A 20,912-nucleotide genomic window follows, 5' to 3' on the forward strand; every position below is an offset into this window, starting at 1 on the left:
TCGCTACAAATAACGCCACCAGACGTAGACATGACTGATGGCGACGCTGAGGATCATCAGCAGGAAAGCGCTTTTCATATACGGGATGAAGCGGATCGGCTGGCCGGCCCGTTCCGCCAGACCCGCCACCGTCAGGTTGGCCGACGCTCCGATCAGCGTGCCGTTGCCGCCCAGGCAGGCGCCCAGCGACAGGGACCACCAGAGGGGTTCCAGGTTCTCGGGGCCGCCGAAGGTGGGCGCCATGGCCTTGATAAGGGGGATCATGGTGGCGACGAAGGGGATGTTGTCGACGATGGCCGACAGGATGGCGGAGGCCCAGAGGATCGCCAGCGCCGTCCGGGTCATGTCACCGCCGGTGGCCGCCACCAGCTGTTCCGCCAGCAGCTTGAGCAGGCCGGAGGTTTCCACCCCGTAGACCACGATGAACAAGCCGACGAAGAAGAAGATGGTGATCCATTCCACCTCGGTGAAGGTGTGGTGGACGTCCTCGCTTTGGGCTTCCGGGCTGCGGCCCAGGTTGTGGATCAGCATCAAGAGGGCGGCGCCGAACATGGCGATGGTGCCCGGTTCCAGGTGCAGCAGGCGGGCCGTGACGAAGGCCAGGATCACCAGCCCCAGCACGGACAGCGACTGCTTGAGCAGCAGCACGTCCTTGATCGCCTCGTTCTCGTGGAAGGCCATGACGCGGGCGCGGGCTTCGGGCGCGGCGGCCATCTTGCGGCCCCAGACGAAATCGAGGACCAGACTAGTGGCGATCTGGATGACGATCACCACGGGCGCCAGGTTGAACAGGAAGTCGTTGAAGGTCAGGTCGGTCTGCGAGCCGATCATGATGTTGGGCGGATCGCCGATCAGGGTCGAGGTGCCGCCGATGTTGGAAGCCAGGATCTCGGCCACCAGGAAGGGATAGGCCTTGACCTTCAGTTCGTCGGTGATGACCAGGGTGACGGGAACGATCAGCAGGACCGTGGTCACGTTGTCCAGCAGGGCCGAAAAGACGGCGGTGACGATGGGCAGGACGAACAGCAGGCCGCGCGGGCTGGCCTGCACCTTCTTGGCCGACCAGATGGCCACGTACTGGAAAAGCCCGCTTTTGCGGGTGACGGACACCAGGATCATCATCCCGGTCAGCAGGGCGATGGTGTTGAAGTCGATACCGCGGATGGCGGCTTCCTGGTTCAGCACGCCGATGACGATCATCACCCCGGCGCCCACCAGGGCGATGACGGCGCGGTTGATCTTCTCGCTGATGATGGCGGCGTAGGTGATGACCAGGATGGTGGCCGAAACCGCCATCGCGTTCCATCCGAACCAGACTTGCGGCATCCAGGCGGCGTGTTCGGTCATGACCGGGCCTTCTTGCGGCGTTCGATGGCGTCCAGCGCCCCCCAGGGCGAGACCATGCCCTCCAACTTGCCGGTAACGGCATCGACCACGGGCAGGGCGCAACGGCAACGGAAAACCCTGAGCAGGGTCTCCTTCAGGGATAAATCGGGACCGATGGGTTCGATCCGGGTATCGAGAAAGCCGATCACCGGAGTGTCGTTGGGCAGGTTGACCCGCAGATCGTCGATGTCGTCGCCGATAAAATTCAGATCCACCAGATTCTCGTCGAAGGTGGCGATGCTGGGCAGCATGGCCTGAAACACCGACGGCAAGTCGAACAGGCCCAGGTATCGGCCTTCCCCGTCCACCACCGGCAAGGCGTGCAGACGGTTCGCCAACAGCAGGTGGACTCCCTTGTCCAACGGATCGGTTTCGCGCAGGACCAGGGGCTTGCTGGTCATCAAGGAGCGACAGGTCATCTTTTCCCCCCCAGGGAACGGGTCGCGGAGCCAGGAAATGAGGCCCCATCAGTCCGTATCTGTCAAGCCCCGTGCCGCGAAGCGCCCACGGAAGGACTGGCGCCGATTTTCCCCGTATCCCTATCTGTCGTTCAGGTCGATCAGGGTGTTCAGCAGGGCGATATCGCGCCGCACACGCTCGACATCGTGCTCGAACCAAAGTTTTCCGAAGCGGCCCACGCCATCGGCCTCGCCATCCCTGCTTGCCAGTTCGCTCATGCAGGCCGCGACCAGCCCCTCGAGAAGGCGCCGCCGATCCGCCCGCCCGATCAGGTCGATATAGTCCAGCTTCAATTTCAGCCCGATCCGCCCAATCGCCGTGGCCGGACGCGGAATCGGCCGACCAAGGAGAAAGAGAAAGGTCTGGTGCCCGGTCGGCGTGAGAGCCAGCCGATGGCCGCCGTCGGTCCGATCTTCGGCAGCTTCCAGATGCCGTCCCTGCCGCATGGCGTCGATGCATCCGCCGACCATATCGACAGCCGATGCCCCGAATCCGGAGGCCAGGTCCGCGAGGTAGGCACGAACCTCCCCGAGAGGTGCCGGCCCTCGGGCGGCCCGCCCCAGGGCCGCCAGCCAGATGAAGTCCCGGACGTCCACCGAGCGATCCCGATGGATCTCGACGGGCACTTCGGCGATGGCGTTCATGATTTCCTCGATGAAATCGTATTGCGACTTACTTGCAAGTCATTTTGCGCTTATTGCCATGCCCTCCCCCCCTCTGTCAAGACGGCCTTACCTCTTCGGTATGGCCCGACGAACGAAGTGAAATTCTTTCCCGCTCTGTCCGGACGGGTCCGGACGGTGCATGGTCAGACATGGCATTGACCATGCAGGTCTTGCGGGTTTAGTATCCCCCATCGTCGGGTGCTTTTGGGCGTTATTCAAAAGGGGTGGGAAATTATGGTGGCGGAAATCGTTATGGCCCAGGTCGATGGGGCAACCCAAGCTGCGCAGCTTGCGGCGCTTGCCGGCAACACCTACACCGTTGGCAACGTCTCGACTTCCGGCCAGGGATTGGGGAGTTGGCTGTTTCTGACGCCTGATGGGGGCGCTGGCAGCACCGTCGCCCTCAAGCTGGAAAGCGCCCGCCAAGTGACGGAGCTCTCGGCCTTGGTTGGGAAGTCGGTCACCGTGGCAAAGGCTCCCGTCGTAACTGGTTCCACCGTGGGGAAATGGTTGGTCCTCAAGCCCCTGGCCGGTGGTACGGTCAAGGCCGCGGCCGCTGGGTCGTCGCTGTCTCTGCTCCAGTTGGAGGGGGCCAAACAGGGGCTTCATGCCTCTTCGTTGGTTGGAAAGACCTTCACGGTCATCAATCCTCCGATGCTCGGCAAGGGCGCCAGCAAATGGCTATTCCTCCAGCCTGTCGGCGGCGGCGATATCGTTGCCCTGAAGACGGCCGATGCGGCTTCTGCAACGAGCTTCCTTGGCAAGACGGTGACCGTGGGCAAGGCTCCGCTGATGGCGGGAGATCCCGGCACCACTTGGCTTGCATTGAAGCCGGTGGCAAGCGCGACGGCGACCAAGGCAACGGCCAGCGGTTCGGCTTTGGCTAAGGCTGCGGCCTTGACCAAGCCGGCGGTAGGGCTGTCGAAGATCGCCGTCGGCAGCGGCAAGGCGATTGTTGGCGCCACGGCAGTGAAAACTGTCGCGGCGGGAACCATCTGGACAGGAACGGGCCTCAGCTTGGGGCTAGGCCTGGGCCTAGGTGCCTGGGGGCCGGCGTTGCTCGCCGGTGTGGTCGGCCTTGCCGGCTACGGTTATTACCGCAATCGGCGCGCCCGGGCGGAAGGCGACGATATGATCGAGGCCATCAATGAAGCCACGGGATGAACAGGTCTCGCGCCGACAACGACGGCACCGGTTCCTGGGCGCCTCGGATTGCCGGTGCCGGTCTCGCCTTGGCATCACCGGGTCATGCCGCCCCGGATTAAGCTGAAGACGGCGACCAGGGCCTTCTTCAGAGTGGCGCGATCATTGGTCGCGTCCGGAGGGGGCAGTTGCTCGAAGGTCCAGATGGCCAGCAATCCATCCTTCAGGATGTCCGCGAGGGCGTGCGCTTTGGTATCCGAGTCGTGGGAGAGCCACATCGCGGCGAGTTCGGTTGCCCTCTTCTCGACGCTATCCACTTCATGAGTCGTCTTACCCTTCATCAGCCCGTAGACCAACTCATTGGGGTCGTTCGAAGTGCGGCGGGGGTGGGCGCTATCATAAACCAATATGGCTAGAACGCCGTTTCCTGCGATTTCCCGAAGCACACGGTCCGCAGCCTTATCCCCGTGCCCGTGAAACAGCTCGGCCAGATCATGTGCGTTCTTTTCGATATCCACCTTAGTAATATGCCTTCTGAACGACTGGTATGGCTTGCGCGCCTTTTTCGACTCTCCGAGAAATTTTGAAATCTCCGTACTGTTCTCTCCACTATTTTGCTCATCGCCCTCCGATGATCCGCCGACATTCTGATTAGGCTTACAGACGGGCTGATCGATTCGTTCGTCACCCAGGCTCCGGTCACGGCGACGCAAAGGAATGCCTTGTTTGCCTCCTATGCTGCGCATGATGAATAGCCGCTAAAAAAGTAATTTATCGCCGATCCATCCAATTGGAGACGCGCTTCCCAACCCATCTCCATGTACCTGCCAGGGGATATTCCACCTGGATTCTTTCCATCCCCATGTGGGAAATGGCCTGCTCGAAATCCTCAGAAGTACGGTTTGCCAGTCTGGATGCAGCATTCCTGACGGAATTCCAAAACTTGAATGGAGTGTCTCCACCTATTCTTCTTGCTCTGCCATGATCGCTGTTGCGTCGGACGGAAGAGTGGCGCCTCGCGATTATTACGGCCCCTCCGAGCAAGGCCAATCCGGCCAGCGGAAGAAGAACCCCTCCCCCTAAAGACCAGGTCCCCACCTTGACGGAAAAAAAGGCCAAATTTTTTCCGGTCCCCCCAAATGCGGTTGTCATTACCTTCGCCCCAGTCTTTCCCAGCACGGCCGTACCCTTCCCATCCCATCCCAATGAAAATGGCCCCCCAGCGAGCCGATCCATTCTAAGTAAAGATGACGACTGGTGCCAGCAGATACGTCGCGGGTTATGGGAGGCGCGGCACCTTGGCCGTGATGAGGCAATGATGCAGGAAGAAGTGGCTCCTCGCGCGACAGCCGGCCATCGCCCAACCGCCCCACTACTTCTTCCAACCGCATCACGCGGACCTCCGATAGCACTCTGCACCGACCCATGGACGCCCCTTCTCTGGAAGTCTTCCAGGATCGCTCACATCATATGCTACGGACACAAGATTCGTTCCCGCTCTTGATTTCCAGGGCTTCCTTGACTAGCTTGTTCGCAGTGTGTCTCGATTCGTGGGCGTGTCATGACCCGAATGGGTGATTTCAGGACGGGGACCAAGGCGACCGCGTCAGCGGTGCGCCCGCACGCCCAGGCCGCTCGAAGCGGCATTCCCGGGGTCCTGCGACTTAGGTGCCCCTGAGCGCCGCTTGCGCGCCCCTCCGGTTTGGGCGCGGCGGACGTTCAGGGGATGCGAGCCGCTATTCGCGGCTCCGCGAACCTAAACGCAGATCATCAGGACCCGAAGGAACAGACCCATGACGACCGCCAAGGACCCCAACCGCATCATCATCTTCGACACCACCCTGCGCGACGGCGAGCAGTCGCCGGGCGCCTCCATGAACCTGGACGAGAAGGTCGCCATCGCCGAGGTGCTGGAATCCATGGGCGTGGACGTGATCGAAGCCGGCTTCCCCATCGCCTCGGAAGGAGATTTCGAGGCCGTCCATGCCATTGCCTCGCGCATCCGGAAGTCCACCGTCTGCGGCTTGGCCCGCGCCACCAAGGGCGACATCGAACGCTGTGCCGATGCCATCCGGCCCGCGCCGCGCGGGCGCATCCATACCTTCATTTCCACCAGCCCCCTGCACATGAAGTACAAGCTGCAGATGGAGCCGGACAAGGTTTACGAGCGCATCATCGAAAGCGTCACCCTGGCCCGCCAGTTCACCGACGACGTGGAATGGTCGGCGGAAGACGGCTCGCGCACCGACCACGACTTCCTGTGCCGCTGCGTCGAGGCCGCCATCCGCTCCGGCGCCCGCACCATCAACATTCCCGACACCGTGGGCTATGCCATCCCCGACGAGTTCGGCGCCTTGATCCGTATGCTGTTCGACCGGGTGCCCAACATCGACCAGGCGACCATCTCGGTCCATTGCCACAACGACCTGGGCTTGGCGGTCGCCAATTCCCTGGCCGCCGTGTCCAATGGTGCCCGCCAGGTGGAATGCACCATCAACGGACTGGGTGAGCGGGCCGGCAACGCGGCCATGGAAGAAATCATCATGGCCCTGCGCACCCGCCACGACCGGATGCCTTTCGTGCATGGCGTCGACACCACCCAGATCATGCGGGCCTCCAAGCTGGTGTCCAACGTCACCGGCTTCCCGGTACAGCCGAACAAGGCCATAGTCGGCGCCAACGCCTTCGCCCACGAGTCCGGCATCCACCAGGACGGCATGCTGAAGCATGCCCAGACCTACGAAATCATGACCCCCGAGTCGGTGGGCCTGAACAAGTCGACCCTGGTGCTGGGCAAGCATTCCGGCCGTGCCGCCTTCAAGGATAAGCTGAAGATCCTGGGCTACGAACTGGGCGACAACGCCCTGGAGGATGCGTTCAAGCGCTTCAAGGACCTGGCCGACAAGAAGAAGGAAGTCTTCGACGAGGACATCGTGGCCCTGGTCGACGATACCGTGTCGCGCATGTACGACCGCCTGCGGTTGATCTCGCTGGGTATCGCCTGCGGCACCACCAAGCGTCCGCCCGAGGCGGTGCTGGAATTGGACGTGGACGGCGAGCGCCGCGCCACGACCGCCACCGGCGACGGCCCGGTCGATGCTGCCTTCAAGGCCATCAAGGAGCTGTTCCCCCACGAGGCGCGGCTGAAACTGTATCAGGTCCATGCCGTGACCCAGGGCACCGACGCCCAGGCCGAGGTCACGGTCCGCCTGGAGGATGAAGGCCACCAGTCCCACGGCTACGGGGCCGATACCGATACCTTGGTGGCTTCGGTGATGGCCTACCTGAACGCGCTGAACAAATTGCTGGTGCGGCGCGAGAAGACCGCGCCGGCCGCCCTGTCGGCGTGACGAATTGCTACGAATTTCGCGGGGCCGGGAATTTTCCCCGGCCCCGCAAGCTTCTTCTCGTGGCGCCGCGGATGTGTTAGAGATAGCATCACTTCGCAGTTACCGAGCCAGACCAGCACCGGCGGCGGTCACGGTCGCCATCGGCAGTGTTGACGTGTTTTTCGTTACGGGCTACTGAAGCGTCATGTTCTCCAGACTTTTCGGTTTCCTCTCGGCCGACATGGCCATCGACCTCGGCACCGCCAACACCCTTGTCTACGTCAAGGGCAAGGGTATCGTGCTGAACGAACCGTCCGTGGTCGCCATCGCCGAGAACAAGGGCAAGAAGCAGGTGTTGGCCGTGGGCGAGGAGGCCAAGCAGATGCTTGGCCGCACGCCGGGCAACATCCGCGCCATTCGACCGTTGCGCGACGGCGTGATCGCCGACTTCGAGGTGGCGGAGGAGATGATCAAGTACTTCATCCGCAAGGTCCACAACCGCAAGACCTTCGCCAGTCCGTTGGTGATCGTCTGCGTGCCTTCGGGCTCCACGGCGGTGGAAAGGCGCGCCATCCAGGAATCGGCCGAAAGCGCCGGTGCCCGCAAGGTCTTCCTGATCGAAGAACCCATGGCCGCCGCTATCGGCGCCGGCCTGCCGGTCACCGAACCCACCGGCTCCATGGTGGTCGACATCGGCGGCGGCACCACCGAGGTGGCGGTGCTCTCCCTGGGCGGTATCGTCTATTCGCGTAGCGTGCGCGTCGGTGGCGATATGATGGACGAGGCGATCATCGCCTACATCCGCCGCAACCATAACCTCCTGGTCGGCGAAAGCTCCGCCGCCCGCATCAAGGAAGAAATCGGCTCCGCCTGCCCGCCCGCCGACGGCGACGGCCGAACCATGGAAATCAAGGGTCGCGACCTGATGAATGGCGTGCCCAAGGAAATCGTCATCACCGAGCGGGAAATCGCCGAAGGCTTGGCCGAACCGGTCAGCGCCATCGTCGAGGCGGTCAAGGTCGCACTCGAACACACCGCCCCCGAACTGGCGGCCGATATCGTCGACAAGGGCATCGTGCTTACCGGCGGCGGGGGCCTGCTCAGCAATCTGGACCATGTGCTCCGGCACGCCACCGGACTGCCGGTGTCGATCGCCGACGATCCGTTGTCCTGCGTCGTCCTGGGCACCGGCCGGGCTCTGGAAGACATGAAGAGGCTGAAGCACGTCCTGTCGACCATGTATTGAGCGCGGTTCGCGGTTGCCTGGTTTGTGAAAATTATTTAGAATCAAGGTGATTTCGGCCCGGATGGGCTGAAGCGGCTGTTCGCTGGTGCGAGGGACGATGTGAAGGAACGCGCCCGGCCCATTTCGCGTATTGCCGCCCCCATCCGGGGCGCGGCTCAGCGATTCGCCTATCTGGGACTGGTGATGGCCGCCTTCGCCGCCATGATGCTGGGCAAGGCCGATGTGGTGTTGGTCGAACGGTTTCGCACCCAGATCACCGACGCCCTGACTCCCATGCTGGACGCCCTGGCGCGGCCGACCGCCACCATCGCCGAAATGGTCCGCACGGCGCGGGAAATTTCCAACCTGCACGAAGAAAATCTCCGCCTGCGCGAAGAAAGCGGCCGGTTGCTGCAGTGGCAGGCGGCGGCCCGCAAGCTGGAGGCGGAGAACAAGGCGCTCCGCGACCTCCTGCATTTTTCTCCTGACGGCGAGATCCGTTTCGTCACCGCCCGGGTGATCGGCAATACCGGTGGCGCCTTCGCACGCAGCCTGCTGCTCAACGCCGGCCAGCGCGACGGCGTGCGCAAAGGGCAGGTGGTGGTCAGTGGCCAGGGCCTGGTCGGACGCATCACCAGCGTCGGACGCCATTCGTCGCGCGTTCTGCTGCTCACCGATTTGAACTCGCGGGTTCCCGTGGTCGTGGAACCGACGCGCACCCGGGCCATGCTGGCCGGCAACAATTCGGATCAGGCAAACCTGCTTTACCTGCCGCCCGGCGCCGAGGTTTCGCCCGGTGATCGCGTGGTGACTTCGGGACATGCCGGCGTGTTTCCGCCCGGCCTTCCCGTCGGCGTCGTTTCCGCGGTAAGCGAGGCGGGAATTTCGGTTCGCCCCCTGGTCGATCGTGACCGCCTGGAATACCTGAGGATCGTGGATTATGGCTTGAAGGGCATCCTGACATCGCCAGCCGATGTCGGCGACGAGGACGACGATCCGGACGACGCCCCAGCCGATGCGGGCCCGCCGAAATGAAGCGGTCCTTGTGGCATCGGCTGGATGCGCTGGCCCGCCATCTGACTCCCTTCGCCCTCACCCTCTTCCTGCTGGTGGTCGAACTGGCCCCCCTGCACGTCCCCGGCTTGGCCGAGATGGCCCCCCTGCTGCCCGTGGCCGCCATATACCACTGGACCATCTATCGTCCGGACCTCATGCCGGCGGCCGCCGTCTTTCTTCTTGGACTGCTGCACGATGCCTTGACCGGCCTGCCGTTCGGCTCCAGCACCTTGGTCTTCCTAATGGTCTACGGGGCGGTTCTGTCGCAGCGCCGGTTCTTCATTGGAAAGTCGTTCGTCATCCATTGGCTTGGTTTCGCGATGGTGGGCGCGGGCGCCGTGTTCTTTCTCTGGCTGACGGTTTCGGCGCTGAACGGCGGCTTCGTCCAGGGCAGGGCCGGTCTCTTCCAGTATCTGGCGACCCTTGGTGCCTTCCCGCTGCTCTCCTGGCTCTTCCTGGGTTGGCAGCAGGCCGTTCTGAGGAACGATTGATGCAGCGCGATACCGATCGCCAAAAGATTTTCACTCGCCGGGCCCTGATGCTGGGCGGATTTCAGGCTGCCCTGCTTTCCACCTTGATCGGCCGTATGTACTACCTGCAAGTCGTGGAATCGGCGCGCTATCGCACGCTAGCCGACGAAAACCGCATCAATCTGCGTCTGCTGCCGCCGCCACGCGGGCGCATCGTCGACCGCTTCGGCCGCCATGTCGCGGTGAATCAGCAGAACTACCGTGTCCTTCTTGTCCCGGAGGACGTGTCCAAGAAGGACCAGGACATCGGCGACATCCTGGACGCCCTGTCCCAGATCGTCCCCATTACCGACAATGATCGGCGGCGCGTGTTCCGCGAGATCCGCCGCAAGCGCAAGTTCGTACCCGTAACGGTGCGGGAAAACCTGACCTGGGAGGAAGTGGCCCGGGTCGAAGTCAACACTCCCGACCTTCCGGGCGTTTTCATCGACGTGGGCGAGACCCGATTCTATCCCCACGGCGCCGACACGGCTCACGTCCTCGGCTACGTATCTTCTGTATCCGAAGACGAGATGACCGGCGACCCGCTACTGGAACTGCCAGGCTTCCGCATCGGCAAGGCTGGTATCGAACGCATTCACGACCTGGCCCTGCGCGGCAAGGGCGGCAGCCTGGAGGTCGAGGTCAACGCAGTCGGCCGGGTGATCCGGGAACTGAGCCGCCATGAAGGCCAGCCCGGCGCCGAGGTCGTGCTCACCATCGATCTGGAACTGCAGAAGATGGTCAGCCGCCGACTGGAAGGCGAAAGTGCTTCGGCTGTAATCGTCGACGTGGTGACCGGCGATGTGCTGGCCATGGCTTCCACCCCCAGCTACGAGCCCAACGCCTTCAACAAGGGCCTGACCGGGGAGGAATGGAAGGCCTTGACCAAGAATCCCCATACGCCCCTGATCAACAAGTCCATCGCCGGCCAATACGCCCCCGGCTCGACCTTCAAGATGATCGTGGCGCTGGCAGCCTTGGAAAAGGGCATCATCAACCCGAAATCCGTGTTCTACTGCAACGGCTCGACCCAGTTGGGCGATGCCGAATTCCACTGCTGGAAGAAGCATGGCCACGGTGCCCTGGACCTGCACGGCGCCATCACCCATTCCTGCGACGTTTATTTCTACGAAACGGCCAAGCGCACCGGCATGGAACGCATTTCCGCCATGGCGCGCAAGCTGGGCCTGGGCCAGCCCTTGGGCATCGACCTGCCCGGCGAAGGCAACGGCCTGGTGCCTAGCCGCGAATGGAAGCAGGCCGCCATGAAGCAGGCCTGGACCCAGGGCGAGACCCTGATCCTCGGCATCGGCCAGGGCTACATCCTTGCCACGCCCCTGCAACTCGCGGTGATGGCGGCCCGCTTGGCGAGTAATGGCCAGGCCGTGACCCCGCACTTGACCCGCCGCGTCACTTCGGGGGATTTCGCCCAGGACGAGGCCGTTCCCCAATTCGACTCCCTGGGCATCTCGCCCGCCCACCTGAAAGTGGTACGCGACGCCATGACGTCGGTGGTCAACGAACCGGGGGGCACGGCCTACGGATCGCGCATCGCCCGCGAGGGGTTCGAGATGGGGGGGAAAACCGGCACCGTCCAGGTCCGCCGCATCTCCAAGGCCGAACGCGACCAGGGCGTGAAGAAGAACAAGGATTTGCCTTGGGAGGAACGGGACCACGCCCTGTTCGTCGCCTTCGCACCGGCCGACAATCCCCGCTATGCCGCGGCCGTCGTTGTCGAACACGGCGGCAGCGGCTCTCAAACGGCGGCTCCCATCGTTCGGGACATCCTGCTGGAGGCGCAAACCCGCGGCTCGGCCGGCCCCGGCATCGCCGGACGGATCGCCGAGGATGACGGAAAGCCCGCGGGAGCCCGGGGATGAGAATAGTGGGACTCGGCAACCGACGAGGGGAAATGTCGATCGGGCAGCGCCTCCTGCAGGTCCAGTGGCTTCTGGTCCTGCTGCTCTGCTTGGTGGCGACGGCCGGTTTCGTGATGCTGTTCTCGGCCGCCAGCGGCAAGATGGACCCCTGGTCCTCGCGCCAGATCATGCGCTTCGGAGCCAGCCTCCTTATCATGCTCGTGGTGGCGCTGACCGACGTACGCCTATGGATGAAATATGCCTATCCCTTCTATCTGTTCAGCCTCGTTCTGTTGGTGGCGGTGGAACTGGTCGGCGTGGTGGGAATGGGCGCCCAACGCTGGATCGACCTGGGGATCATCTCCCTACAGCCTTCCGAACTGATGAAGATCGCCCTGGTGCTGGCGCTGGCGCGCTATTTCCACGGATGCAGCGTCGAGGATGTCGGACGGATCGCCTTCCTGGTACCCCCGCTCCTCATGGTGGTCATTCCTTCGGCCCTGGTTCTGCGCCAACCGGACCTTGGAACAGCCCTGATGCTGGTCTTCGTCAGCTTGGCCATATTCTTCCTGGCCGGGGTGCGCATGTGGAAGTTCTGGTTGATGGGGATCGGTGGACTGTCCGCCGCGCCGGTGGCCTGGAATTTTCTGCGCGACTACCAGAAGCAACGCATACTCACCTTCCTTGATCCCGAACGCGATCCGCTAGGCGCCGGCTACCACATCATCCAGTCGAAGATCGCCCTGGGCTCGGGCGGCGTGTTCGGCAAGGGGTTTCTACAGGGCAGCCAAGCCCATTTGAACTTCCTGCCCGAGAAGCAGACCGATTTCATCTTCACCATGCTGGCCGAGGAGTTCGGCATGGCGGGCGGAGTGGCCCTGGTCGGTCTCTACAGCCTGATCGTCGCCTACGGCTTCGCCATCGCCATCCGATGCCGCAGCCAGTTCACCCGGTTGGTGACGTTGGGCGTGACCACGACCTTCTTTCTCTACGTCTTCATCAACATCGCCATGGTGATGGGCCTGATTCCGGTGGTGGGCGTGCCCTTGCCGCTGATTTCCTACGGCGGGACGGCGATGATGACCCTGATGCTGGGCTTCGGTTTCGTCTTGGGCGCCTACGTGAACCGGGACGTGACCATCAGCCGCCGCGGCGGCCTGGACGGATGATGCCGAGAATCGCGTTGACGTAAATTCCGATCCCCGATGGTTTTTTTGTCGTCATTTGCCGTGGTTCCGTATACTGTTCTTTAGGTATTTGTGGCCGATATTACATTTTGGAATTCGGTCGACATCCTATCATCCATGCTAAAGTCGGCCGAATGGGCGAGTGGGCTGGGAACGGGAGGCTTGCCGTCAAAGGCGATGGCGGTCTTCGGTGTGACGGGGTTGAGAGAATGGGTTTCTTCGAACAGATCTTGACGCTGTTCGGATTCACGAAGCATCAGTCGTTCGTGGCCGCCGTATGCATGGTAATCCTGCTCAGCAATCTCTTCGGGGGATTGCTGCGCAATATCCTTCTTGCCTTCGGCGGACCGATAAAGCCACGCACCTTCACCGAGACCCTGGGCTTCCGCATGGCCTTGGCGTCCGAGGCGATGCTGGTTCTTTTTGCCACCTATTACCATGCGATGCTGATCAGCTATGTGACCGCCGTCCACGTGGTCTTCTGGATGTTCACACTGCTGGCTTCTCCGGTGCTCGCCTATATCGGCGCGCAAGTCACTTTTCTCGTTTTCCAGAAGCGGATCGAAGACCGCATCAAGGCCTACATCGTCTGGGACCGCAACATGAAGAGCCTGCGATTGGCCGAACGCGAGGCAGCCAAGCAGGCTAAGGCTAATCCCCCGAAGCGCCCGGCCCGCAGCTTCGCCCCGGGCCGCAAATAGGGATCTACCCCTTCTTTTCCCAACCGCCGCTTTCCGTCTGCTGCCAATAGGTCAGGTCGTGGCCGGCTGCCTTGCATGCCTTCCAGCGCTCCCGTGCAGACAGAACCGTCTCCTCGTCGTTGCCGTCGAACAAGTCGAAGCAACGTTCGAACTCGCCGACACGGGGCGAGTCCGCCCCATCGGTGAGGAAAAGGTATGTGGCGCCGTTGGGATTCTCGTCTTCGCAGGTCAACCAGATGGGCTGGGCTTGCGGGCTACCGTCCTTGATGCCCCCGTGAGGCAGCCACGAATCCGGATCGTAGGTCCAGAGCAAGGTATTCAGCGCCTCCACCCGTTCCGGCGAGCCGGCCATCACCAGGCCGCGCTTGCCCGAAGCCAGCGTCTTTTCCAACAGCTTGGGCAGGGCCTGTTCCAGCGGCCAGCGCTTCAGGTGGTAGAAGGCGACAGCGGTCACCGCCCCCCTCCCCTACTTGGCCTCGTAATGGTCGGCGATCAGACGATCAAGGAGCCGCACGCCGAAGCCCGCGGCCCCCTTGGGAACCACCGGACGGTCCTTGTTGGTCCAGGCGGTGCCCGCGATATCCAGATGGGCCCAAGGCACGTCGCCGACGAACCGCTTGAGAAACTGGGCCGCGGTGATGCTCCCCGCCGAACGGCCGCCGCTGATGTTTTTCATGTCGGCGATGTCGGACTTCAGCATCTTGTCGTATTCCTCGCCCAAGGGCAGGCGCCAGAGGCGCTCGTCCACGGCCCGGCCGGCAGCGATCAAATGGTCGGCCAGCTTGTCGTCGCTGGCGAAAAGGCCGGCCATCTCGTGGCCCAAGGCGATGACCATGGCGCCCGTCAATGTTGCCAGGTCGACCATGAAGCGGGGCGCGAAGCGATCCTTGCAGTACCAGAGCGCATCGGCCAGCACCAGACGCCCTTCCGCGTCGGTGTTCAGCACCTCGATGGTCTGGCCGGACATCGACGTCACCACGTCGCCCGGACGCTGCGCGTTGCCGGATGGCATGTTCTCGACCAAACCGATGATGCCCACCACGTTCACCCGCGCCTTGCGGCCCGCCAATGCCTTCATCAACCCGATCACCGCGCCGGCGCCGGCCATATCCCATTTCATCTCCTCCATGCCGGCGGAAGGCTTGATGGAAATGCCCCCGGTGTCGAAGGTGACGCCCTTGCCGACGAAAGCCAGAGGTGCCCGCGGGTCCTGGGCGGCGCCCTCCTCCGCCTTCACCTTCCTGCGGCCTTTGGCTTTACCAAGCGCGGCCACCGGCTTGCCGGCGCCCCACCATTGCATGGCGACCAGACGGGGCTCGTTGACGCTGCCCTGGCCGACGCCAAGCAACGAGCCCATACCGAGCTTGCGCATGTCCTTGGCATCGAGAATATCGACTTCGACACCCAACGGTTCCAACTCGTCGCGGGCCTGCTTGGCCATCGCTTCCGGATAGAGGACGTTTGCCGGCTCCGAGACCAAGTCGCGGGTCAGGAAGACACCATCCGCCACCTTGTCCAGCGGCGCGAAGAGACGGCGCGCCTCTTCCGGATCGGCCACCAGGAATTTCACGGTCCGAAGCGTCGGCATATCGTCCTTCTTGCGCTTCGTGAAGTACTTGTCGAAGCTGTAGGAGCGCAGCCGGAGGCCCAGTGCCATTTCGGCCGCCATGGCGGCAGGGGAAAGCTTGCAGCCAGGCAAGGAGTCGACCAGCACGGCGGCAGTCGTCGCTCCCTTGGCGGCCGCCAGGGCGATGTAGATTTGCCCGCCCAAAGCCTGCAAGGTCCCTGCATCCAGCTTGCGCGCCGGTCCCATGCCCAATCCGACCGCTCGGTCCAGCTTGGTGCCGCCCGGCGCCGGCAGGGATAGGATCTGGTCCTTCTCCCCCTTGAAATGGGCAGCCTTGGCGGCCCTGAGAAACCCTCCGTCCATGGCCTTGTCGAGAGCTGCGGCGGAAGGAGTCGCCTTGCCTCCCGACAGGACCCCCACCACCGCCACGCCCGTAGCGGGCAGGCCCGACTCGCCGAACTGGATCTTCATCGTGGCATCTCCCTTGGTATCAGTTTTCGCCATCGGCCGGCAGAGCCGTGTCGACGGGTATTTCGTCCAAAGCCAGATCGGTGCGCCGTCCGCCGTCCATCAGCCAGAACACGCCCCCCGGCAAGGCCGTCACCATGGCGCTCAGGCCGAACAGGATGGACAAGACCAGGGCGCTTTCCGCCGGCACCCCGACCAATCCCAGGGTTCCCACCATGGCGCCTTCGCGCACACCCCAACCGCCGATGGAAATGGGCAGGGTGGTAATCAAGATGACCAAGGGAATCAGGATCAGGCAGTCGACGACCGAAATGTCGATCGCCAGGGCGCGGGCCAGCACCCAGACCGCCACCGAGATGTTGACGTGGCCGATGGCGCTGAAGAACAGCGAGCGAGCCGCATGACGCGGTACGAGGAACAGGCGCCGCGTATCGGTCGCCAGGTAGGCCAAGCCGCGAACGATCTTCCAGCGCCGCAGCGACTCGGGCATGCGATCGAGCATCATCAGGACACCCAGGCCGGCCAGGGCACCCAGAGACAACAGCGGAAACAGCCATTCCGCCGCGCCCAGATCGACCTTGGCCAGCAGCAGGGGCTGCAGGCCGACCACCAGGAAGACCAGAGCCACCACCGTGGACACTCGGTCCAGCATGACGCCGTTGATGGCGGCGCTGAGCGACAGGCCGTCATGGCGCGCCTTGTACATCCGCACCGCGTCGCCACCCACGGCGGAAGGCAATGTCTGGTTGAAGAAGGCGCCGATGTAGCAGAGCACGAAGCTGCGCCAGAAGGACAGAGGCTCGCCGATGGCCGCCAGCGCTGCGTTCCAACGCCAACCGCCGATCGCCGACTGGAAAAGGAACAGGGCCAAGGTCCCCAGCCCCAGCCAGGGATCAAGGCCGCGCGCCCGCTGGTAGGCCGCACCGACATCGACGTTGCGGAACAAATACCAGATGAGCAGGCCCGAGAGCAGGACCTTGAGGGAAATGGCGATCCACTTCTTGGACATGGCGGATCGGAGGTTTAGCAGGTTCGGCACGGCCTGTCACTCCGCCGCCGCGGGAAAAGCGAAGGGGGCCGCGGGGCCCCCTTCCTCGAACGTCCGTGTGGAGCCTGCGCCCGCCTCAGCCGCAACCGCCCTTGCCGCCGCCACCGCAGCCGCAGCCGCCGTGGCTGTGGCCATGGTCGTCGCCGTGGTCATGGGCGTGCTCGGACTCCTGCTTGGCGATCTCGGCATGGATGGAGGCCATGTCGAGTTCCTTCACCTTGCCGATCAGGTCTTCGAGCGCGGTCTCGGGCAGGGCGCCGGGTTGCAGGAGCAGCAGCACCTTCTCGCGAAACACCGCCACGGTGGGAATGGAGCGAATGCCGAACTGGGCTGCGATGCCGGTCTCGGCCTCGGTATCGCACTTGGCGAAGACCACGTCGGAATGCTTCTCCGAGGCCTTCTCGAAGATCGGCCCGAACATCTTGCAGGGACCGCACCAGTCGGCCCAGAAGTCGATCAGCACGATGTTGCTCTTGGAAATCAGGTCGTCGATGTTATCCATGGTCAGAGCGACGGTCGCCATGACGGTATCCTCCTGAGGTTGCCCCTTCCGGACGCGCCGGAGCCAGAGGGGCGCGGTTCCGCATGCATGAGCCACCGAGGGAGCGGAAAGGGCGTCGGAAACGAAAAGACCCGCGCGGTTCGGCGACCTGTGTCGAATGGGGTGGCTGATGGGATTCGAACCCACGACCCCTAGAACCACAATCTAGTGCTCTAACCAACTGAGCTACAGCCACCGCAGCGGCGGACTGTGTACTCCGCCCCCCTTCCCCCCGTCAAGCGCCACGCGGCCTTGTCGCCGCAATGGCCATCCCCTAGACTGGCAGGGAACGGCAAGACGAAGGGCGGGACATGGCGTTGCGTTGCAGGGTCTGCGCGTCGGAAGGCTTGGAGCTTCTCGTCGACATCGGCCCCATGCCTATCGCCCACCGCCTTCGCCGCCGGGCCGAAGAGACGGAACCGCGCTTTCCGCTCCGCTTCCATATTTGCGACCGTTGCGGCCTCTTGCAGATCGCCCGCCCCATCGATCCGGCCGTTCTCTATGCGGAAGCCGAGACCTACTCCACCGCCTTCCAGCGGCCGGCCCACATCCCGGACCTGATCGCCACCCTGCTGGCCCGCCGCGACCCCGGTCCCTTGCTGGAGATCGGCTGCAACGACGGCACGGTTCTGGCCGCCATGAAGGAACATGGCTTCGAAGACGCCATCGGTATCGAGCCCAACCGTCGGATGGCCGAAAGAGGTCGCGCCGCCGGGCTCGACATCCGGACCGGGTTCTTCGGCGAAGCCGACCTGGGAACCGGCTTCCATTTCGTCGTCGCCCGCCAAGTGCTGGAACACGTGGACGCCCTGGAACCCTTCGTGTCGGGTGTGCGGAAGGCGCTGGTGCCGGGCGGCCTGTTCGCCCTCGAACTGCCGCAGGTGGAGTCCGGCCTCGATACGGGCAATCCGGCGATCCTATGGGAGGAACACGTCAACTATTTCACCCAGCCGGCGATCGAGCGGCTCTTGGCTCTGTCCGGATTCCGCATCCTCGACCGCCGCCACTATGCCTTCGGCGGTGGCAGCCTTGCCCTGGTGGCCGAATTCGATCCCACCCTCCCCCTCGTTCCCTGGACGGCGGCGGACTGGAACGGCGTGGGGCCCGGCCGCCCCGACTACGCCGCCTTCGCGGCCGGGCTGGCAGCCTACCGGCAGGGCTTGTCCGACTTGGTCGCCGCCTATCGCTTGGCGGGCTGGCGTATCGCTCTCTACGGCTGCGCACCGCGTTCGGTAGTGGTGGTCAACGGCTGCGGCATCGAGGCCTCCCTCGACTGGGCCATCGACGACCGGACCGAGATCCAAGGTCGCTTCCTGCCGGGCACCGACCGCGCCATCGTGGGACTCGACGCCCTGGTTCCCGCCCCCACCCTCTACCTGCTCGGGGTGGGCGGCGAGAACGAATACCGGGTCAAGCGCAAGATCGCGGCCCGCGACGGCATGCAGCCACGCACCGCCAGCCTCTTCCCCCCGCGCGACGCCTTGGGAAGCATCGCCGCCGCGCGAAAGGCCCTGTCCGGATCAGGCCTTGGTGTCGAGCAGTTCGCGCTGCATCTCGTCGGCGGCGCGTAGCGTTTCCAGGTTGAAGGAATAGGCGGTGCGGGCCAGGATGGTACGCACCATCTCGCCGCCGATATCGACCGTGGATTGTTCCAACGCCCCGGCCTCGACGGTGCCGGCTTCCGCCTCGCCCGCCGTCCGCAGAGTCGGCGCGCCTGAATCCTCGGTGGCGCGGTAGACGTTGCCGCTCAGGGATTCCAGGCCTTCCGGATTACCGAAGGTGGCCACCGAGACCCGGTAGATAGGCCGCCGCTCGCCGTTCTCGAACAGGGCCATGACCGTTCCGTCCGGGCCCACCGTCGCGCCGCTGGACGTGCCGTAGCCGGCGCCGTCCGTTTCCACCCGCCCGAGGACGAAGTCGCTGCCGAACTGGGTCAGGCCCTCCAGGTCGATGTCGACCGACAAATCCGCCGCCCCCGACGACAGGTTGCCGACGAACAGCTTGGAAACCGCCCCGCCGTCGGGCCGGCCATCACTGCCGAAGGTCACCGGAACCGCGTAGGCACCGCCGCCCGCCCCTCCTTCCTCCGCCATACCGGCGACGGGGCCGGCGGGATCGGCGATGGACAGATCGTACTGGTTGGCTCCGGTCTTGGTGAAGGTCAGGGAAAGGCTCACCGGATTGCCCAGGGAGTCGCGGGCCTGGGCGATAACGGCATGGCTGTCGCCCACTGGGGCATCGGCCGGCAGGTTGGCGCCGACGGCCAGACGGGTCGTGGCATCGGCCGTGCCCCCCACCCGCTTCAGGTTGACCGGCACCAAGCCATCGCCGCCGGTGGCTTGGCCCTGAGCGTCGGTCGGCCGGCCCAGCAGACGGAACCCCTGGGCGTTGACCAGATAGCCCTGGGAGTCGGGCTTGAAGGAGCCGGCGCGGGTATAAAGCGTGCCGCCGTCCCGCCCCTGCACGGCGAAGAAACCTTGGCCGGCGATGGCAAGATCGGTGGTCGAGGAAGTGGCCTGCAAAAGGCCCTGGGTGGAAACCTCGGCGCGGCTGCGCCCCCGCACGCCACCGGCCGAATAGGCGGTGGCGGAGGCCTGGCGGGTGACGAGGGTAGCGCCCTGGACGTCCGCGGCCTTGTGGCCGACCGTATGGACGTTCGCCAAGTTGTCGGCCGAAGCCGCCACCCGGCTCGCGTTCAAGGTAAGGCCCGAAACGGCCGAAGACAGAATTCCGGAGAGGCTCATCGCGTCGCTTCCTTGCCTTTCTGGCAACGATCAGACCCATCATGCCGGAAGCGCCATCGGCCTGCCGTGATCGGTCTCACACTCGCGCGGTCACAGCGCCATGCTGAAGACGGTGCCGCGGAACTTGTTCTGGCCCGCGACGACACGGGCGTTGGTCTCGTAGGTGCCGATGGCCTTGGCCAGAAGGCCGCCGAACCCGCGCCCGCCCTCGGCCGTACCATTCCGCTCGCCCTTCTGTTCGACGCCCGCGTTGGCCCGCAGGACCGCCGCGAAGGTATCGGGCGAGGTCATGACCCGGCTGATCATCCGGGCCGGCTGGCGCTCCGGCGCATGGCGGCCGGCGCCCTGGTCCTGGAAGGCGGTACCGAACCGGTAATTGATCTCCTGGTTGGCGACGCCCACGTCGGCGCTGATGCCCTGGACGGCGGAAGCCTCGGTCGACGCCGTGCCGCTGGGCATGCCGAGCAGACGGTTACCGGGCTGGTAGCCGCCGGTCTCCGTAGTCGTCACCGCCTGGGTTCGCGTGATCTGGGCCATAACCTTGCCGATCCAAAACCCGGTGCCGGGACCCGCATAGACCGCCCCGCACCTAACACTCCAGGTTTCATTATCGTGACTTTCACGTGAAAAGTCAATACGTTGTTAACTATTTCTCAGGTTGCCGACAGAAAAGCGAGGGCTTGGTCCAACGCCTCTTCCCCAAAAACCTCATGGCCGCCGTCGGGAATCCACAGGCCCAGCTTGGGTTCCCGTGCCGCCTCCAGAAGCCTCAGGCCCTGATCGAAGGGCACCACGCCGTCGGCAGTGCCGTGCAGGATCGCCACCGGCGTCGCCACGTGGGCGATCTTGTCGATGGAAGCGTACCGGTCACGCACCAGCCAGCGGGCCGGCAGGTAGGGATAATGGCGCTGGGCGGCATCAGCCATGCTGGTGAAGGGGGCTTCCAGGATCAGGCCGGCCAGGGGCGTCCCGGCCCGGCCGGTTTCCCAGGCCATGTGGGTGGCGATGGCGCCGCCCAGGGA

Annotated in this window: 20 protein-coding genes and 1 tRNA gene; 9 read left to right on the top strand and 12 right to left on the bottom strand. The window is 64.1% G+C overall.

The window, feature by feature from the left end; translation table 11 throughout:
- Positions 1 to 3: 3 nt before the first annotated feature.
- From H7841_09175 to H7841_09185, 3 genes are all read right to left on the bottom strand, one after another.
- A complete protein-coding gene (locus H7841_09175; protein MEO5337051.1) occupies positions 4 to 1,347 on the bottom strand; it encodes an ArsB/NhaD family transporter in 1,344 nt (447 codons plus the stop codon).
- Positions 1,344 to 1,805 carry a CBS domain-containing protein gene (locus H7841_09180; protein ID MEO5337052.1) on the bottom strand — a complete coding sequence of 154 codons (462 nt, stop codon included), beginning with the start codon at positions 1,803 to 1,805 and terminating at the stop codon, positions 1,344 to 1,346. Before H7841_09180 ends, H7841_09175 begins: the two co-directional genes overlap by 4 nt.
- Before the next feature lie 120 nt (positions 1,806 to 1,925).
- A complete protein-coding gene (locus tag H7841_09185; protein ID MEO5337053.1) occupies positions 1,926 to 2,489 on the bottom strand; it encodes a hypothetical protein in 564 nt (187 codons plus the stop codon).
- A 255-nt stretch (positions 2,490 to 2,744) separates the two neighbouring features.
- On the opposite strand from H7841_09185, the gene H7841_09190 reads away from it, so the two are divergent.
- Complete coding sequence (locus H7841_09190) at positions 2,745 to 3,674, top strand: hypothetical protein (protein MEO5337054.1); 930 nt, start codon at positions 2,745 to 2,747, stop codon at positions 3,672 to 3,674.
- A gap of 74 nt (positions 3,675 to 3,748) precedes the next feature.
- On the opposite strand, the gene H7841_09195 is transcribed toward H7841_09190, so the two are convergent.
- The gene (locus H7841_09195; protein ID MEO5337055.1) at positions 3,749 to 4,399 is read right to left on the bottom strand and encodes a hypothetical protein; all 651 of its coding nucleotides are present in this window, start codon (positions 4,397 to 4,399) and stop codon (positions 3,749 to 3,751) included.
- A 1,047-nt stretch (positions 4,400 to 5,446) separates the two neighbouring features.
- Between H7841_09195 and H7841_09200 the strand changes: the two genes are divergently transcribed.
- The 7 genes from H7841_09200 (at position 5,447) to H7841_09230 (ending at position 13,522) form a co-directional block, all read left to right on the top strand.
- On the top strand, positions 5,447 to 7,003 hold the full coding sequence (locus H7841_09200; GenBank protein MEO5337056.1) for a 2-isopropylmalate synthase: 1,557 nt from the start codon (positions 5,447 to 5,449) through the stop codon (positions 7,001 to 7,003).
- A 184-nt stretch (positions 7,004 to 7,187) separates the two neighbouring features.
- Positions 7,188 to 8,228 (top strand): rod shape-determining protein, encoded by a 1,041-nt coding sequence (locus H7841_09205; protein MEO5337057.1) that lies wholly within the window; start codon positions 7,188 to 7,190, stop codon positions 8,226 to 8,228.
- 99 nt (positions 8,229 to 8,327) lie between these two features.
- A complete protein-coding gene (gene mreC, locus H7841_09210) occupies positions 8,328 to 9,242 on the top strand; it encodes a rod shape-determining protein MreC (protein ID MEO5337058.1) in 915 nt (304 codons plus the stop codon).
- Entirely contained in the window at positions 9,239 to 9,754 is a 516-nt protein-coding gene (mreD, locus tag H7841_09215; GenBank protein MEO5337059.1) for a rod shape-determining protein MreD, read from the top strand. Before mreC ends, mreD begins: the two co-directional genes overlap by 4 nt.
- Positions 9,754 to 11,655 (top strand): penicillin-binding protein 2, encoded by a 1,902-nt coding sequence (gene mrdA, locus H7841_09220; protein ID MEO5337060.1) that lies wholly within the window; start codon positions 9,754 to 9,756, stop codon positions 11,653 to 11,655. The genes mreD and mrdA overlap by 1 nt, the downstream gene beginning before the upstream one ends.
- Before the next feature lie 32 nt (positions 11,656 to 11,687).
- Complete coding sequence (gene rodA, locus H7841_09225; protein ID MEO5337061.1) at positions 11,688 to 12,803, top strand: rod shape-determining protein RodA; 1,116 nt, start codon at positions 11,688 to 11,690, stop codon at positions 12,801 to 12,803.
- A 227-nt stretch (positions 12,804 to 13,030) separates the two neighbouring features.
- The gene (locus tag H7841_09230; GenBank protein MEO5337062.1) at positions 13,031 to 13,522 is read left to right on the top strand and encodes a hypothetical protein; all 492 of its coding nucleotides are present in this window, start codon (positions 13,031 to 13,033) and stop codon (positions 13,520 to 13,522) included.
- A gap of 4 nt (positions 13,523 to 13,526) precedes the next feature.
- Here H7841_09230 and H7841_09235 read toward each other — a convergent pair whose 3' ends face one another.
- The 5 genes from H7841_09235 to H7841_09255 all read right to left on the bottom strand — a co-directional run bounded on the left by H7841_09235 (position 13,527) and on the right by H7841_09255 (position 17,342).
- The gene (locus tag H7841_09235) at positions 13,527 to 13,976 is read right to left on the bottom strand and encodes a DNA polymerase III subunit chi (protein ID MEO5337063.1); all 450 of its coding nucleotides are present in this window, start codon (positions 13,974 to 13,976) and stop codon (positions 13,527 to 13,529) included.
- Between the two features lie 12 nt (positions 13,977 to 13,988).
- A complete protein-coding gene (locus H7841_09240; GenBank protein ID MEO5337064.1) occupies positions 13,989 to 15,560 on the bottom strand; it encodes a leucyl aminopeptidase in 1,572 nt (523 codons plus the stop codon).
- A 19-nt stretch (positions 15,561 to 15,579) separates the two neighbouring features.
- Positions 15,580 to 16,596 (bottom strand): flippase-like domain-containing protein, encoded by a 1,017-nt coding sequence (locus tag H7841_09245; GenBank protein MEO5337065.1) that lies wholly within the window; start codon positions 16,594 to 16,596, stop codon positions 15,580 to 15,582.
- Between the two features lie 85 nt (positions 16,597 to 16,681).
- On the bottom strand, positions 16,682 to 17,128 hold the full coding sequence (trxA, locus tag H7841_09250; GenBank protein ID MEO5337066.1) for a thioredoxin: 447 nt from the start codon (positions 17,126 to 17,128) through the stop codon (positions 16,682 to 16,684).
- Between the two features lie 137 nt (positions 17,129 to 17,265).
- Positions 17,266 to 17,342 (bottom strand) — tRNA-His (locus tag H7841_09255).
- A gap of 115 nt (positions 17,343 to 17,457) precedes the next feature.
- On the opposite strand from H7841_09255, the gene H7841_09260 reads away from it, so the two are divergent.
- Positions 17,458 to 18,717, top strand: coding sequence for a class I SAM-dependent methyltransferase (locus H7841_09260; GenBank protein ID MEO5337067.1), 1,260 nt, complete (start codon positions 17,458 to 17,460; stop codon positions 18,715 to 18,717).
- On the opposite strand, the gene H7841_09265 is transcribed toward H7841_09260, so the two are convergent.
- The 3 genes from H7841_09265 to H7841_09275 all read right to left on the bottom strand — a co-directional run.
- On the bottom strand, positions 18,667 to 19,890 hold the full coding sequence (locus H7841_09265) for a flagellar hook protein FlgE (GenBank protein MEO5337068.1): 1,224 nt from the start codon (positions 19,888 to 19,890) through the stop codon (positions 18,667 to 18,669). The genes H7841_09260 and H7841_09265 overlap by 51 nt on opposite strands.
- Positions 19,891 to 19,980: 90 nt before the next feature.
- Positions 19,981 to 20,427, bottom strand: a complete 447-nt coding sequence (locus H7841_09270; protein MEO5337069.1) for a hypothetical protein — start codon at positions 20,425 to 20,427, stop codon at positions 19,981 to 19,983.
- Between the two features lie 116 nt (positions 20,428 to 20,543).
- Positions 20,544 to 20,912: alpha/beta hydrolase (locus tag H7841_09275; GenBank protein MEO5337070.1), on the bottom strand; the 369-nt coding region annotated here is incomplete at its 5' end.

Source organism: Magnetospirillum sp. WYHS-4 (genome assembly GCA_039908345.1).
Lineage (GTDB): Bacteria > Pseudomonadota > Alphaproteobacteria > Rhodospirillales > GLO-3 > JAMOBD01.

What these genes read in the sequence shown, in the direction of transcription:
- H7841_09175 (MEO5337051.1), bottom strand. Translation starts at nt 1,347, where the DNA reads ATGACCGAACACGCCGCCTGGATGCCGCAAGTCTGGTTCGGATGGAAC.
- H7841_09180 (MEO5337052.1), bottom strand. Translation starts at nt 1,805, where the DNA reads ATGACCTGTCGCTCCTTGATGACCAGCAAGCCCCTGGTCCTGCGCGAA.
- H7841_09185 (MEO5337053.1), bottom strand. Translation starts at nt 2,489, where the DNA reads ATGAACGCCATCGCCGAAGTGCCCGTCGAGATCCATCGGGATCGCTCG.
- H7841_09190 (MEO5337054.1), top strand. Translation starts at nt 2,745, where the DNA reads ATGGTGGCGGAAATCGTTATGGCCCAGGTCGATGGGGCAACCCAAGCT.
- H7841_09195 (MEO5337055.1), bottom strand. Translation starts at nt 4,399, where the DNA reads ATGCGCAGCATAGGAGGCAAACAAGGCATTCCTTTGCGTCGCCGTGAC.
- H7841_09200 (MEO5337056.1), top strand. Translation starts at nt 5,447, where the DNA reads ATGACGACCGCCAAGGACCCCAACCGCATCATCATCTTCGACACCACC.
- H7841_09205 (MEO5337057.1), top strand. Translation starts at nt 7,188, where the DNA reads ATGTTCTCCAGACTTTTCGGTTTCCTCTCGGCCGACATGGCCATCGAC.
- mreD (MEO5337059.1), top strand. Translation starts at nt 9,239, where the DNA reads ATGAAGCGGTCCTTGTGGCATCGGCTGGATGCGCTGGCCCGCCATCTG.
- mrdA (MEO5337060.1), top strand. Translation starts at nt 9,754, where the DNA reads ATGCAGCGCGATACCGATCGCCAAAAGATTTTCACTCGCCGGGCCCTG.
- rodA (MEO5337061.1), top strand. Translation starts at nt 11,688, where the DNA reads ATGTCGATCGGGCAGCGCCTCCTGCAGGTCCAGTGGCTTCTGGTCCTG.
- H7841_09230 (MEO5337062.1), top strand. Translation starts at nt 13,031, where the DNA reads ATGGGTTTCTTCGAACAGATCTTGACGCTGTTCGGATTCACGAAGCAT.
- H7841_09240 (MEO5337064.1), bottom strand. Translation starts at nt 15,560, where the DNA reads ATGAAGATCCAGTTCGGCGAGTCGGGCCTGCCCGCTACGGGCGTGGCG.
- trxA (MEO5337066.1), bottom strand. Translation starts at nt 17,128, where the DNA reads ATGGCGACCGTCGCTCTGACCATGGATAACATCGACGACCTGATTTCC.
- H7841_09260 (MEO5337067.1), top strand. Translation starts at nt 17,458, where the DNA reads ATGGCGTTGCGTTGCAGGGTCTGCGCGTCGGAAGGCTTGGAGCTTCTC.
- H7841_09265 (MEO5337068.1), bottom strand. Translation starts at nt 19,890, where the DNA reads ATGAGCCTCTCCGGAATTCTGTCTTCGGCCGTTTCGGGCCTTACCTTG.
- H7841_09270 (MEO5337069.1), bottom strand. Translation starts at nt 20,427, where the DNA reads ATGGCCCAGATCACGCGAACCCAGGCGGTGACGACTACGGAGACCGGC.